The following is a 13723-nucleotide window of genomic DNA, read 5'->3' on the forward strand; positions in this document are numbered from 1 at the left end:
CAACTTCATTATAACGATAATTTTCTTTCTTGCCTTTAATTCTCGTGTTCTAAACTGGTAAAAAGTCAAAATCTATAATTTCCGCAAAGGTATAAGGACAAACTTGCGGAAACGTATCCAAAGATAAACCAGTTTTTTTGATCACCGATCGCTTGGCTTTATCATAAATTATATCTAGCCTAGAAGCCCCATAATTGTAGAGGGTTTTTGACTGGAATAAAATTTCTAGTTCTAGACGAAAATTATCGATTTTATCGGCCCATCCCCGGCCACAATTACCTTTTTCAGTCAGCCAATACTGATACATCAATAAATGTTTAACGGTTTGAATTAGATAGCTTTCCACTTGGTTTCTTTGTTCTCGCCCCAAATCTTCTATCTCCGTTAAAAGATGTTCCCAATCTAAATTTTTAATCTCCCCGCGTCGAATTTGTTCGGTGGTTCGCTCAATCCACAAAACAAAGTCCTGATCATAAAGTTGTTTTAATTCTTCCACCTGCATAGATTTTTGAGATTGAGCCGCGCTTTTATTATCGATCATAAACAAAACCCCCCACCAATGGGCGGGGGGTTTTTTAGTCACCTAATTCAAGGTTTAGCCGAACTTGCCAGCAGTGGAAGCGATCAAGAAGGCGGCGTAGGTGAAGATATAGCCAACGGTGAAGTGAGCTAAACCAACCAAACGAGCCTGAACGATCGAGAGAGCCACGGGTTTGTCTTTCCAACGAACGAGGTTCGCCAGAGGAGTACGTTCGTGGGCCCAAACGATAGTTTCGATCAACTCTTGCCAGTAACCACGCCAAGAGATCAGGAACATGAAACCGGTTGCCCAAACGAGGTGTCCAAAGAGGAACATCCAGGCCCAGACAGAAAGGTTATTAACACCGTAGGGGTTGTAACCGTTGATTAACTGAGCCGAGTTAGCCCAGAGGTAATCGCGGAACCAGCCCATCAGGTAGGTGGAGTTTTCGTTAAACTGAGCCACGTTACCCGACCAGACACCGAGGTGTTTCCAGTGCCAGTAGAAGGTTAACCAACCCAGGGTGTTCAACATCCAGAACATGGCTAGATAGAAGGAATCCCAAGCAGAGATGTCGCAAGTACCGCCACGGCCGGGACCGTCGCAAGGGAAGGAATACCCGAAGTCTTTTTTATCGGGCATTAATTTGGAACCACGAGCGTCTAAAGCACCTTTAACCAGGATTAGAACGGTGGTGTGTAAACCAAGAGCGATCGCATGGTGAACGAGGAAGTCGCCAGGACCGATGGTTAAGAAGAGGGAGTTAGTGCCGCTATTGATTGCGTCTAGCCAACCGGGTAACCAAACATCACCGTAGTTGGGATAGGCGGTGTAAGCGATACTATCGGGGTTAGACAACAGTACGTTCATGCCGTACAGGGTTTTACCCGAAGCTGCTTGCACGAATTGAGCGAACACAGGTTCGATCAGGATTTGTTTTTCGGGAGTACCGAAAGCGACGACCACATCGTTATGAACGTAGAGGCCGAGGGTGTGGAAACCTAAGAAAAGGGAAACCCAGCTTAGGTGAGAGATGATCGCTTCTTTATGCTCCAGCATCCGCGCCAGCACGTTATCTTTGTTCGCTTCGGGATCATAGTCACGCACGAAGAAGATAGCACCGTGAGCGAAAGCACCCACCGCTAGGAAACCAGCGATGTATTGGTGGTGGGTATAAAGAGCCGCTTGGGTAGTGTAGTCCTTAGCGATAAAGGCATAAGGGGGTAGCGCGTACATATGCTGCGCCACCAGAGAGGTGATCACGCCTAAAGAAGCCAGGGCCAAACCGAGTTGGAAGTGGAGAGAGTTGTTAACCGTGTCATAAAGATTTTTGTGACCGGCTCCTAACTTACCACTGGGGGGTCTGTGGGCATTGAGGATGTCCTTGATGCTGTGACCGATGCCCCAGTTGGTGCGGTACATATGACCAGCCACAATGAAGATCACAGCGATCGCCAAGTGGTGGTGAGCCATATCGGTTAACCAGAGGGACTCGGTTTGGGGATGGAAACCACCTAAGAAGGTGAGAATCGCAGTTCCTGCGCCTTGGGCAGTACCGAAAATGTGGTTAGCAGTATCGGGGTTTTCTGCATACACACCCCAGTTACCGGTGAAGAAGGGTAGTAAACCCGCCGGGTGGGGGGGAGTGGAGAGGAAGTTGTCCCAACCAACGTGCTGACCGCGGGATTCGGGGATAGCAACGTGAACGAGGTGTCCGGTCCAAGCCAGAGAGCTAACACCGAACAGAGCGGCGAGGTGGTGGTTCAGGCGAGATTCAGCGTTTTTGAACCAAGCGAGGCTAGGACGGAACTTAGGTTGTAAGTGTAACCAGCCAGCAAAGAGGAAAATCGCCGAGAGAATCAGCAGGAACACCGCACCTTGGTATAGGTCTTGGTTGGAGGTCATACCGATGGTGTAGAACCAGTGGTAAACCCCGGAATAGGCGATGTTAACCGGGTTAGAAGCGCCAGCTTGGGTGAAGGCATCTACAGCGCCTTTACCGAACTGGGGATCCCAAATCGCGTGGGCGATGGGACGGATGTTTAAGGGATCTTTGATCCACTGCTCGAAGTTACCTTGCCAAGCGACGTGGAATATGGTACCGGAAGTCCACAGGAAAATGATTGCAATGTGGCCGAAGTGCGACGCGAAAATCTTTTGGTAGAGATTCTCTTCCGTCATGCCATCATGACTTTCAAAATCGTGGGCTGTGGCGATCCCGTACCAAATCCGACGGGTGGTCGGATCTTGGGCTAGATCTTGGCTAAATTTAGGGAATTTAGTTGCCATAGCTGTTTAGGAAATTCTCCTCTCTAAATAACTGAGGCTCTTACACGAGTGCTGGTTATTTCCTTTTTTCAATTCACCCACTGTAATAGGAAACGCTTACAGTGGTATCGGTCAATCGACGCTGGTTCAGCCTAGGCCTGCCAATCCCCGGGGGACTGGCAAGCCCTTATAGGCAAGTTTAGCCAATCGAGAGACTTCTGGCCAAGAAGAATGCCCAAGTGGTGACAATACCGCCTAAGAGGTAGTGAGCCACACCAACGGCACGACCTTGAATGATGCTCAGGGCGCGAGGTTGGATAGCGGGGGCAACTCTTAACTTGTTGTGCGCCCAGACGATCGACTCGATTAATTCTTGCCAGTAGCCGCGACCACTGAACAGGAACATCAAGCTAAACGCGAAGACGAAGTGACCGGCTAGGAACATGATTCCGTAGGCAGACAGGGCGGAGCCATAGGAATTAATGACTTGCGCCGCTTGCGCCCAGAGGAAATCCCGTAACCAACCGTTGATGGTGATGGCACTTTGGGCGAAGTTACCGAGGGTAACGTGGGTGACAGTGCCATCGGGGGCGACGGTTCCCCAGACATCGGACTGCATTTTCCAGCTAAAGTGGAAGATTACGACCGAGAGGGAGTTATACATCCAGAACAGGCCGAGGAAGACGTGATCCCAACCGGAAACTTGGCAGGTACCGCCGCGACCGGGACCATCGCAGGGGAAACGGAAACCGAGATTCGCTTTATCGGGAATCAGACGGGAACCGCGAGCGTAGAGAACCCCTTTGAGGAGAATCAACACGGTGACATGGATGGTGAAGGCGTGGATGTGATGCACGAGGAAATCGGCAGTACCGAGGGTGATCGGCATCATGGCCACTTTGCCACCCACTGCTACTACGTCGCCACCGAAAGCATAACTAGCGGTAGTTAGAGCGTTAGGAGCGGTGTTGCCGGGGGCTAGGGTGTGGAGACTTTGTACCCATTGGGCAAAGATGGGTTGTAGTTGAATTCCCGTATCCGAGAACATATCTTGGGGACGACCAAAAGCCCGCATGGTGTCGTTGTGAATGTATAAACCGAAGCTATGGAAGCCGAGGAAAATACATACCCAGTTCAGGTGGGAGATAATTGCGTCGCGATGACGGATCACCCGATCGAGCAGGTTATCGACGTTTTTGGCCGGATCGTAGTCCCGTACCATGAAGATCGCTCCGTGCGCTCCCGCACCGACGATTAAGAAGCCACCGATCCAAGTGTGGTGAGTGAACAAGGATAGTTGGGTGGCGTAGTCAGTCGCCTGATAGGGATAGGGCGGCATGGCGTACATATGGTGGGCCACGATGATGGTTAGCGAACCTAAGAGAGCCAGGTTAATCGCTAACTGGGCGTGCCAAGAGGTGGTCAGGATTTCGTACAGTCCTTTGTGACCTTGACCGGTGAAGGGACCTTTGTGGTTTTCGAGGATTTCCTTCATGCTGTGACCGATACCCCAGTTGGTACGGTACATATGACCGGCAATGATGAATAATACAGCGATCGCCAAGTGATGGTGAGCGGTATCGGAAAGCCAGAGACCACCAGTCACGGGGTTCAAGCCACCTTTGAAGGTGAGGAAATCCGAGTAAGCACCCCAGTTAAGGGTAAAGAAGGGGGTCAAACCCTGGGCGAAACTGGGATATAAATCCGCCATCTTGCTCGGTTCGAGAATGAACTCGTGGGGCAAGGGGATGTCTTGGGGAGCGACTCCCGCATCGAGGAGTTTGTTCACCGGTAAAGAAACGTGAATCTGATGACCAGCCCAACCTAGGGAACCTAAGCCGAGTAAACCCGCCAAGTGGTGGTTCATCATCGATTCCACGTTTTGGAACCATTCCAGTTTCGGTGCGCTTTTGTGGTAATGGAACCAACCGGCAAACAGCATCAGGCCCGCCATAACTAAACCACCGATAGCGGTGCAGTATAGCTGATAGCTGTTGGTGAACCCGGAGGCGCGCCAGAGGTAGAACAGACCAGAGGTGATCTGAATCCCGTGGAAACCGCCGCCCACATCGCCGTTGAGGATGCCTTGACCGACGATCGGCCAGACCACTTGGGCGCTGGGTTTGATGGCGAGCGGGTTGGTTAACCAAGCTTCATAGTTAGAAAATTTCGCGCCGTGGAAGTACATTCCACTCAGCCAAACGAAGACAACGGCGAGATGTCCGAAGTGGGCGCTGAAGATTTTCCGAGAAATATCTTCGAGATCGCTGGTTTGACTATCAAAATCGTGGACGTTGGCGTGTAGGTTCCAAATCCAGGTAGTGGTTTTGGGTCCTTTGGCTAAAGTGCGATCAAAATGCCCCGGTTGACCCCACTTCTCAAAGGAAGTAGGTACTGGGTCTTTATCTACAATCACTTTAGCTACCGCTTTGGGGGGGAGTGCCATGAGGATTCTCCTCTCTCGACAATAGACTTAGCGTTTTATTTGAGGATAGATTTTTTAACCTAAAAAAGGCAAGTTGAAATCTGACCCACCTTTTGTTAATGTCGCTTGACTTTCCTCTTGGGTGAGATTCCAGTCGAAAGCATCAATAGTAGATGATAAGTCTTTGTTCTCTTGTCTGTTCATTATGCTTAACAATAATTAAAATTCTCTCAATCCTTGATAGGAGAGACATTTTCTGCTATGGACGGTCTCAGTCAGGGTCAGACCGGTGATTTTTCTTTACAAAAGTTGATCAATTGTCGCCCCAGAAGCCGATTTCCCCTTTTTCTCCCTCACCAGACCATATAGAAAATTCAATAGATAGATTCTCAAAAAACAATCAAACAATTCTGTAAAATTGAGGCCATAACCTGATCTTCTCGCGCTTTTGCTGACACCGGAGCATTCAATGACTCTAGCAAAAATCAATGGTTTCTATAGATTTTGGCCTTGGCTCTAGGAGGAACGTGCTATCCCTACTACATAAATTAATCCCAGTCAAAACCCTTCATATGTGTCTTGTGATCGGTTTACTGACCACCCTGTTAACCGCCTGTGGCGATCGCCTGACGGCTACCAATCTCCCCACTTCCGAAACCCTTCATCTTCCCGTCGTGCAAGGCCGCATTTCTGAGGTTGCCCCCCCGGCCCTAATTCAGGAACTGCGCCCCAGTTTAGAGCGTTACGCTCCCCAAGTAACGATTCTCAGTCCTCTGCCCGAACAAGTTTTCGATGACCCTCAGGTGATAGTTAAACTACAAGTGTCAGATCTGCCAATTTTCCAAGACGATACCCTGAAATTAGGACCCCACTTGAGCCTAATTGTCGATAATGAACCAGCAGCGGCTATCTACGACCTCAAGCAACCGATTATCCTAGAAAATCTTGCCCCCGGTACTCACACCCTCCGCGTCTTGGCCCTGCGGCCTTGGCAGGAAAGTTTTAAAAATGATGGGGCCTTCGCTGAAACAACCTTTCATATTCTGACAAAAACAGGCAAAAATGCCCCTGATAACAACTTACCCCTATTAACCTACAGTAGTCCGCAAGGAATCTACGGTGCAGAACCGATCCTGCTCGATTTTTATCTGAGTAATGCTCCTCTACGTCTGCCCAATACTGCCAACGAGGATAATAGTCTTCAAAATTGGCGCATTCGTGTCACTGTCAACGGTGAAAGTTTTCTGCTTGATACTTGGGAACCGATCTATCTCAAGGGTTTTGCCAAGGGCAATAACTGGGTACAACTAGAATTCATCGATGGTAAGGGAAATAAAATCGAAAACGAGTTTAATACCAGCGTGCGCGTGATTAGTTTTGATCCCTCTTACCAAGACGGCCTCAGTCAATTAGTCCGCGGCGATTTATCCCCTATAATTGCCCGTAGCATCGTTGATCCCAACTATCAAACTATTCCCAGTCTAGAGGAAGAAACCCCCGTTATTGAGCCAGAAACCCCTGTTATTGAGGAGGAAAAAACTCCCATAGTTGAGGAAAACCCTGTTATTGAGGAAGAAACACCCGTTATTGAGCCAGAAAGCCCTGTAGTTGAGGAAAGCCCCGTAGTTGAGGAAAACCCTGTTATTGAGCAGGAAAAACCCGTTATTGAGCCAGAAAGCCCAATCGTAGAAGAAAAACCCGTTATTGAGCCAGAAAGCCCAATCGTGGAAGAAAAACCAGTAGAGACAGAAACAATCGAAAAGGTCGAGGAAACCCCTGAAGCGATCGAATCTCCCTTAACCACCATACCAGAGACAAAGGAGATTAACGAACCTGCCCCCGGTATTCAGCCTCCGCTAGAAGTGGAACCTATTCCCGAACCCCAAAACAATAGCGAGCAAAAAATCACCATTTTTGATCGCGTTCAACAAACCTTAAACCGCTTCCAGTTGGCCTCTTCCCCAGCAGAAAAAGATATCGAACTACCCACCCTCGATCCTCAATTATTCAGCAATGTCGAGCGGTCTTAGAGCCTAGCTTAATCCAGTTTTCAGGGGAAGTGGGGAGGTGGGGAGGTGGGGAGGTGGGGAGTGGGAGAATGGGGGAATTTCAACTAAAACCCTAAAACCCTAACACCCTAAAACCCCAACCTCCAACCGCTCGATCGAGAAATTATTAAACAAATATTTCGCAATATAGACAAAATTGGGAACTAAGTTATAATCTAGAACGTCTCTAGGTAATTTACTAACTTTTTGCTTGAGGTAATTGTGTTTAACAAAATTTCCCTTGTGGCTGGTTTTGCCGGTTTAGTTGCCCTAACCACCGTTGGTGCTGTACCCGCACAAGCAGGACCGGAAAATAACGAAATCCTGATCAGTCAACTGCGCGGCCATAACACCTACAGAGGTGAACCGCAACTCAACCCCGGTGACTATATACTAGGTCGCGTCCGGGGAACCGTGGGTGGAATTCTGTCCATCCAATTGATCAGACCTGTGACAGTGGATGGCAAAGAAATTTTCAGTGGCGACTTTGCTGACGGAACCACCGCTCGTATTGTTGGGGATGCCACCGGTGGTGACGATGTACTATTGCAAGTGGTAGATGGCAAGTTAATTTATGTGGGTAAAGCTCGTCCCTATTGGGTTTCCCGCTTGAAACTAAAATCGGAAACCGCTACCAGCAGCAATCGCTCACAACTTTTAAGAGAACTTAACCAAAAAGAACCCGCTTGGGGACTTCCCGCTTTACCCCCGGAAACCAGAACCTTTACTGAAGTTGCTCCTCAACCCGCTCCCGAGCCTAGTGTATCTCCTATCCGCGGACTTTGGTAGTGGGAAGAAATCAGGAGAAAATTTAATACAAGTGTACCAAGTAAACCCCTCTTTTTTCTATGGAAGGGGGGGTCTTTTTTCGTCAAAAATTGAGAAATAACTGCATTTCAGCCCAGATTCTCGTCATCACATCGGTAAGGGCATGATCACTATCTAATTCGATTAATTTTACCCAAGGACGATTTATGCAATAATGGCGACTATTTTCTAGGGGAATCACCTCATCGGCACGACCATGAATAATCAGGGTGGGGAGCTGCCTGATTAACTTTTCTTGGGGATAATTAGCTAAATCCTCAATAAACTTGTAATAAATCGGCAGATAACGACGATAACCGTGGTGATACACCGATAAACTCCCAGATTTTTGCCAATTGGCTAGGGTTTCTGCTCCCAATTGTCCCAACCAAACCGGCCCGAAATTAAAAGCGGGAGCTAATAAAACGAGCCTTTGCACCTGAGAATAAGTTTCTGCCAGCCAAGCTGCCGTTAAACCGCCAAAACTGGAACCAATCAGAGTAACAGGAAGCTGAGATTGTTGAATCAATGGGCCGATTTGGACAATCTGACGAGTGAGAGTTAAGCTAGAAAAGTCATCACCGTTAAGATCGGGAATTTCCATTGCTAAACCCCTATTTTGCCAACAATGTCTCAAAAATTGCGCTTTTGTTGATTGGGGGCTAGAAGCAAAACCGTGTAGATAAATATATCTGTTTTCAAGGACCGCCATTCTAGAACCAACTAGATTTCTTCATCTTGCTCTTTGGTAGCACTGGGAGAAGAATTATAAATGGCATCTAACTGCTGACGAGCATCTTCGACAGTGACAGAACGAATCACTAAGAGGGGTTCATTAATCAGCTGTCCGGCCTCGTCCAAAAGTTCCGGATGGGAAGTCATGGGATAACCGTAGGGATTATAGGAATTACCCGATTTAGCAGGACGTTTCTGGGAATCCATGCTGACAGTAATCAGACTACGAATTAAGTTATTAATGGTCAAAAAAGCGATAACCGTGAAGGCGAGGATATAGAGCAGATGTAGCATTGACCAAGTCTCCCATGAATTATGTGTGAATATTCCTAATTGCCAAAACTTTATGCTAAAAATTCGCTTAACTCTCTAGCTTACCAAAAAGTTTCAGGTTAAGCGTCAGTTTGAGGAGATTGATATTCTCCCCAACCCTGTAATCGACGACGACGACTGCTGACACCCCAACACTCTGCCACCAACTGATGCCAAGGCAACAACATCTTGGCCTCGATACCCACCTGACCACCTGTGGTTTTAAAGAGTAAATGAGCCGTGGCCACCTCCTGTTGGGCGTTTTTGACTCTTGCCAATAAATCGTCTTGTTCCTCGAGGCTGAGAAAGGATAATCTCTCGGATTCGAGGAGGAGACGGGAACGGGAAAACCAATAGGTGAAATCCTCTAGTAGAGGTTCTAAGATAGTTTTCAGGAGTTCGTTTTCGGTGGGTTGCGAAGGGAACATTATTCTTATAATGACGATTTTGCTTACCTTAATCTTAGCGTTATTTATATTTCTTAACATTGTGACGGGAAAATTTTAAGATTTGCCCCGGCTGTAGGCGGCACTAAAGAAGTCCTGTTCACAACTAAGGGCATAACGATAGGATAAAAAGATATTTTCCGTCATCAGAGCGTATTTATCCGCCAATTCCTCTAACTGGCTTGCTAAAGCGGCGAATTCATCCCCACTATAACTATCAATCCAAGCTTGATAGGGATTCTCAGAAATCGGCTCTAAGGCTAATTGTTGACCCAGATAAGCATAAAGACGCATACAGGGACTCATCGCCACGGCAATCGCACCGATATCACCCATCCAAGCGGTAGCGAGAAGAAAATCCGTATAGCGACGGGTGGCGTTAGCGGGCTGAACCTTTCTCAGGTCAACTCCCCACTGTAGAGCGTAATTTTCGTGTAATTCTAATTCCTTTAATACCCCTGCCGCTAACCGATGAAAGCTAGTGAATCCCTGCCAATCGGGAGCTTTAGCGGCGGCGATACTGTAAGCACGGGCGAAAGATTCCAGAAAAAAAGCATCCTGACCGACATAAAAAGCGAAACAGTCCCGTTTAAGCTCTCCTGTGGCGATACCTCGCACAAAAGGGTGTTCTAGACAAGCTTGTACTAGATCTTGATGGCTGTGCCAAAGTTGCTGACTAAGCATGGGAAAATACTAATTAGGTGGACAAGGTTGGTCAACTAGAATCGGGCATTCCTTAACCCAAACTGACGCTAACCCTGTTACAATACAGATAACTAACCAAATTTGCATTAAAAACTATGCGACTTAAGCGATGGGAGTCCCCCCGCCGTCAGGGACGTAACGACAAAGGCAAGGGCGGTTCGGCGCGACAGCGACAACTGAAAAAACAATTTAAAATGCTGTCGAAAAAACTGAAAGGGGGAGAGAGTAACATCTCTCCTCTTTTTTTGTCCCCAGCAATCTCCTCTGAAAAATCTTCCTCTGGGAAACTCTCCGTCTCCTGAAACAGTCCCAGACTTGAGCCACTTTCAGATTAGGAAAAAAAATGAAGCGTACACTTGCCGTCATGACGATGACAGTAGCTTTAACCCTCACCAGTAACCATTCTAGCCTTGCCGGAGCAATCTTCGATCGCATTCAAAAAACTGGGGTAATTACTGCCGGCGCTCGTAAAGATGCTATTCCCTTTGGTTTTGTCAACTCCCAGGGCAAGTGGGTGGGTTACAGCCTTGATATGTTAGAGTTAATTCGCAAGGAAACCGAACGGAAGTTAGGAAAACCAATTAAGTTAAAAATTGTTGAGATTACTCCCCAAAATCGTTTTGAAAAGTTGAAAACAGGGGTTATCGATATCGAATGTGGCTCCACTACTTTTACTTGGAAAAGAGAAAATGAAGTGGATTTTTCCGTTAGTTATTTTGCCAGTGGCACTCAATTGTTAACCCGCAAAGGTAGTAATCTCGATGACATCGGTAGCTTGGCAGGCAGACGCATTGGAGTAATTGCCAATACTACTAATGAAGCAGTAATTAAAACCCAACAACCCGCCGCTATTTTGGTCAAAGTTAAAAATCGTGGCGAGGGTTTACAAAAACTAGAAGCGGGAGAAATTGATGGTTTTGCCAGTGATGGCATTACCCTGGAAGGTTTAAGGAAAAGCGCTAAAAATCCCAATAATTTAGCCATAGTTCCCTCCTATCCCTACGCCTACGAATCCTATGCCTGTACTTTACCCGAAAATGATTCTAAATGGCGCGATACAGTGAATTATACCCTATTAAAATTCATGGAAGGGATCGTTAGTGACCAACAACAAGCGGTGACAATTTATGAACGTTGGTTTGGTGAAGAGGGTGTTGTTCCCTATTCCAGAGAAACTATTAATGATTATTTTCAAGGCATTGTCAACACCTACGAATGGATTCCTTTAACTGTATTTCCCTAAAATTAAGACCTTTTTAGGGAAAGGTTCAAAAAGGCACTCTTGCAAGTGGGAATAATTATGAATCGGGAAGTGGGAAGTGGGGAGGTGGGTTTTTAAAGGAGGAAGGAAAATTTATTGTAATTTCTCAATGATACTGATAATGATTCTCTTTAGCTGGGGGAGATTGTTTTGAATCACTTTCCAGACGACTTTTTCATCAATTGCCCAATATTCATGTCATGAACTAATTTATCCCGCATACCTGCGATGTTTTTCCAAGGAATATTGGGATAATTAACTCTCACTTCATCAGGAATATTTTTGACTGCTTCCCCGATTATTTCAATTAATTTTACTGCCGAAAGAAATATTTCTATCTTAGTTGGAAATTCTGCAAAGCTTAGATACTGAGTCATCTTTTCTAGTTGACAAATTGCCTCTAGAATGTCTTGCAAGAAATCTCTAAATTCCCGTTGCGTCATACATAAATAACCTCGGATAAAATTCTTTCTCTCCTTCTTCCTTTTAAGCCATTTTTACTGATAACATCCGCTTTTACCTTAAGTAAATCACTTAAATAATATTCCAGATCTACTAAATCTAGTAAACTAGGCGGTTCTGTATAATCTATCAGAATATTAACCTGACTATTTTCCTGCACTTCTCCTTTTACATAATCTCCAAAAATGCCTAATTCACTGACATGATACTTTTCTTTTACTAAGGACTTAACTTGACCCAAAATCGCTTTAATTTCTTCTAAATTTTTCATGATGCTTACCTTCTAAGATAACGGAAAAGACTTCTACCCTACTGATCAAAATTTTATTTCCTGTATCTGTATTGTAGCAGATATCGGATGAAAGGATAAACCATACTCCTTGAAATCATGGGAATTGAGAGAGTTAGGCCAAAAATACCCCCTCAATTGACTGAATTAAGGGGGCATTTGTCGCAGATATTTATCAAGAAATTTCTCTGATGTTAAACAATCAAAATCAGCAATAATTTTGATTAATTCTCGATTTTCAGACAAAAAGATTTCTGCCGCACCATATTTGGCAGTTAGATAGATAAAAACATCTTCAGAAGGCACTAATTTTTCTGCAATTATCTGACTTGCTTCTGCTTTCATTGCAATCGTTTCTGGTATAAATAAGCAATTAAGATTCTGCCAGATTTGATCTACTATTTTGGCTGCTTTTGCCAACTCGTAAAATTTGGTTAATGAGTTCCTGGGAAATAATAACTTTGATTGAAGATTGATTATTGGGGGTATAATATCCTAACCATGTAAGAATTCGCTCTTGTGGTGAGAGGGGTTTTAATTGACCAATAATATAAATATTTGTATCTAAAAAAATTCTCCTCATTCATACCGCTCCTGAAATAGTTCTTGCTTCACTTTACGAATAAGCTCTAAAATCTGTTCATCAGTGTCGATACCTGCTTCTTTAAATGCAGCTTGCATCTTAGTACGAGCTTGTTCAAATTCTACTTGTTCATTTTGATCGGGAACAATAATAACAACTTCAATCTCTGTGTCTGTTGGCAAATCTTGATGGGGTTGCTCGATAATTAATTGTCCATCTTTGATTTTGGCTTTAGTCTGAATAAATTGCATTTTTGATTTTTCCTCAGACTCAATCTGGTTTATTATATCTATCTTATCATTTTCGAGCGACTAATGTGTAAGAGGAAGATATATAAAAAAACAAAACCCCCTCAACTGACTGAATGAAGGGGCGATCGCAAGTTTTTTATTAATGGTTTTTAGGAGACTTTTGTGGTTTCCTTTTCTGAGGGTTTGGAGGGTTTTAGTTGGCACTTTAGGGTTATCTCCATACTTTCACCCGCATTATATCAAAATGATAATCATAGCTCCAAACAGGTAGATCTAATTCGATTGAGATGATAGCAGTCAAAGCATCAACAATAGTAATAGTTTGATCAGGAAATTGTTTAGCTTTTGCTATGGCTGCGAAATACTGATCTTCTGTCGGATTGATCAGATTAGCAGATTCTAAGCAATTTTGTGTGAAATGAGTGGCTTGTTCAAATCCTAATCTATATAGAAGCAAGCTGTAAATTCGGCTAATGGGACTTAAACAAATTTCAAGCCCAAATAAAGCCTAAACTGGCTTTGTAAGCGGCAAACACATCCCGATTCTCGGTCAGCCACTCAAAGAAACGGAAAGACATCGCTGTCCGAAAAGCTTCTAAAGCTTCCACAAA

Annotated in this window: 18 protein-coding genes; 4 read left to right on the forward strand and 14 right to left on the reverse strand. The window is 45.3% G+C overall.

Going from position 1 to position 13723, the window contains the following annotated elements; all coding sequences use genetic code 11:
• Positions 1-49: 49 nt before the first annotated feature.
• The 3 genes from IM500_RS10860 to psaA all read right to left on the reverse strand — a co-directional run bounded on the left by IM500_RS10860 (position 50) and on the right by psaA (position 5234).
• Positions 50-541 carry a DUF29 domain-containing protein gene (locus tag IM500_RS10860; RefSeq protein WP_190718356.1) on the reverse strand — a complete coding sequence of 164 codons (492 nt, stop codon included), beginning with the start codon at positions 539-541 and terminating at the stop codon, positions 50-52.
• A 54-nt stretch (positions 542-595) separates the two neighbouring features.
• The gene (gene psaB / locus IM500_RS10865) at positions 596-2809 is read right to left on the reverse strand and encodes a photosystem I core protein PsaB (protein ID WP_002757218.1); all 2214 of its coding nucleotides are present in this window, start codon (positions 2807-2809) and stop codon (positions 596-598) included.
• A 178-nt stretch (positions 2810-2987) separates the two neighbouring features.
• The gene (gene psaA, locus IM500_RS10870; protein ID WP_045362886.1) at positions 2988-5234 is read right to left on the reverse strand and encodes a photosystem I core protein PsaA; all 2247 of its coding nucleotides are present in this window, start codon (positions 5232-5234) and stop codon (positions 2988-2990) included.
• Between the two features lie 467 nt (positions 5235-5701).
• Here psaA and IM500_RS10875 point away from each other — a divergent pair, with 467 nt between their 5' ends.
• Both IM500_RS10875 and IM500_RS10880 read left to right on the forward strand, forming a co-directional pair.
• Positions 5702-7243: a hypothetical protein gene (locus IM500_RS10875; protein WP_190718353.1), complete on the forward strand. Its 1542-nt coding sequence runs from the start codon at positions 5702-5704 to the stop codon at positions 7241-7243.
• 240 nt (positions 7244-7483) lie between these two features.
• Complete coding sequence (locus IM500_RS10880) at positions 7484-8050, forward strand: hypothetical protein (protein ID WP_190718350.1); 567 nt, start codon at positions 7484-7486, stop codon at positions 8048-8050.
• Positions 8051-8132: 82 nt separating this feature from the next.
• On the opposite strand, the gene IM500_RS10885 is transcribed toward IM500_RS10880, so the two are convergent.
• The 4 genes from IM500_RS10885 to IM500_RS10900 form a co-directional block, all read right to left on the reverse strand.
• Positions 8133-8780: a YqiA/YcfP family alpha/beta fold hydrolase gene (locus tag IM500_RS10885; RefSeq protein WP_190718347.1), complete on the reverse strand. Its 648-nt coding sequence runs from the start codon at positions 8778-8780 to the stop codon at positions 8133-8135.
• 11 nt (positions 8781-8791) lie between these two features.
• Complete coding sequence (locus tag IM500_RS10890; protein ID WP_061430696.1) at positions 8792-9097, reverse strand: DUF2973 domain-containing protein; 306 nt, start codon at positions 9095-9097, stop codon at positions 8792-8794.
• A gap of 98 nt (positions 9098-9195) precedes the next feature.
• Entirely contained in the window at positions 9196-9603 is a 408-nt protein-coding gene (locus tag IM500_RS10895) for a DUF2605 domain-containing protein (protein ID WP_190718344.1), read from the reverse strand.
• A 15-nt stretch (positions 9604-9618) separates the two neighbouring features.
• Positions 9619-10245 carry a TenA family protein gene (locus IM500_RS10900; protein WP_079209829.1) on the reverse strand — a complete coding sequence of 209 codons (627 nt, stop codon included), beginning with the start codon at positions 10243-10245 and terminating at the stop codon, positions 9619-9621.
• Positions 10246-10361: 116 nt separating this feature from the next.
• Here IM500_RS10900 and IM500_RS10905 point away from each other — a divergent pair, with 116 nt between their 5' ends.
• Both IM500_RS10905 and IM500_RS10910 read left to right on the forward strand, forming a co-directional pair.
• The gene (locus IM500_RS10905; RefSeq protein WP_012267271.1) at positions 10362-10568 is read left to right on the forward strand and encodes a hypothetical protein; all 207 of its coding nucleotides are present in this window, start codon (positions 10362-10364) and stop codon (positions 10566-10568) included.
• A 41-nt stretch (positions 10569-10609) separates the two neighbouring features.
• On the forward strand, positions 10610-11509 hold the full coding sequence (locus IM500_RS10910; protein ID WP_002799561.1) for an amino acid ABC transporter substrate-binding protein: 900 nt from the start codon (positions 10610-10612) through the stop codon (positions 11507-11509).
• A gap of 111 nt (positions 11510-11620) precedes the next feature.
• Here IM500_RS10910 and IM500_RS10915 read toward each other — a convergent pair whose 3' ends face one another.
• The 7 genes from IM500_RS10915 to IM500_RS10945 form a co-directional block, all read right to left on the reverse strand.
• Entirely contained in the window at positions 11621-11686 is a 66-nt protein-coding gene (locus IM500_RS10915; protein ID WP_261779598.1) for a hypothetical protein, read from the reverse strand.
• Positions 11683-11970: a HepT-like ribonuclease domain-containing protein gene (locus tag IM500_RS10920; protein WP_272083348.1), complete on the reverse strand. Its 288-nt coding sequence runs from the start codon at positions 11968-11970 to the stop codon at positions 11683-11685. The genes IM500_RS10915 and IM500_RS10920 overlap by 4 nt, the downstream gene beginning before the upstream one ends.
• A complete protein-coding gene (locus IM500_RS10925) occupies positions 11967-12260 on the reverse strand; it encodes a nucleotidyltransferase family protein (protein ID WP_190718341.1) in 294 nt (97 codons plus the stop codon). The genes IM500_RS10920 and IM500_RS10925 overlap by 4 nt, the downstream gene beginning before the upstream one ends.
• Before the next feature lie 165 nt (positions 12261-12425).
• The gene (locus IM500_RS10930) at positions 12426-12623 is read right to left on the reverse strand and encodes a PIN domain-containing protein (protein ID WP_190718338.1); all 198 of its coding nucleotides are present in this window, start codon (positions 12621-12623) and stop codon (positions 12426-12428) included.
• Positions 12624-12651: 28 nt separating this feature from the next.
• A complete protein-coding gene (locus IM500_RS10935; RefSeq protein WP_002757244.1) occupies positions 12652-12861 on the reverse strand; it encodes a PIN domain-containing protein in 210 nt (69 codons plus the stop codon).
• Entirely contained in the window at positions 12858-13112 is a 255-nt protein-coding gene (locus IM500_RS10940) for a hypothetical protein (RefSeq protein WP_002757246.1), read from the reverse strand. The genes IM500_RS10935 and IM500_RS10940 overlap by 4 nt, the downstream gene beginning before the upstream one ends.
• A 211-nt stretch (positions 13113-13323) precedes the next feature.
• Entirely contained in the window at positions 13324-13569 is a 246-nt protein-coding gene (locus IM500_RS10945; RefSeq protein ID WP_287738379.1) for a PIN domain-containing protein, read from the reverse strand.
• Positions 13570-13723 lie beyond the last annotated feature (154 nt).

The sequence above is a fragment of the Microcystis sp. M179S2 genome, assembly GCF_020245805.1.
GTDB classification, from domain to species: Bacteria; Cyanobacteriota; Cyanobacteriia; order Cyanobacteriales; family Microcystaceae; genus Microcystis; species Microcystis aeruginosa.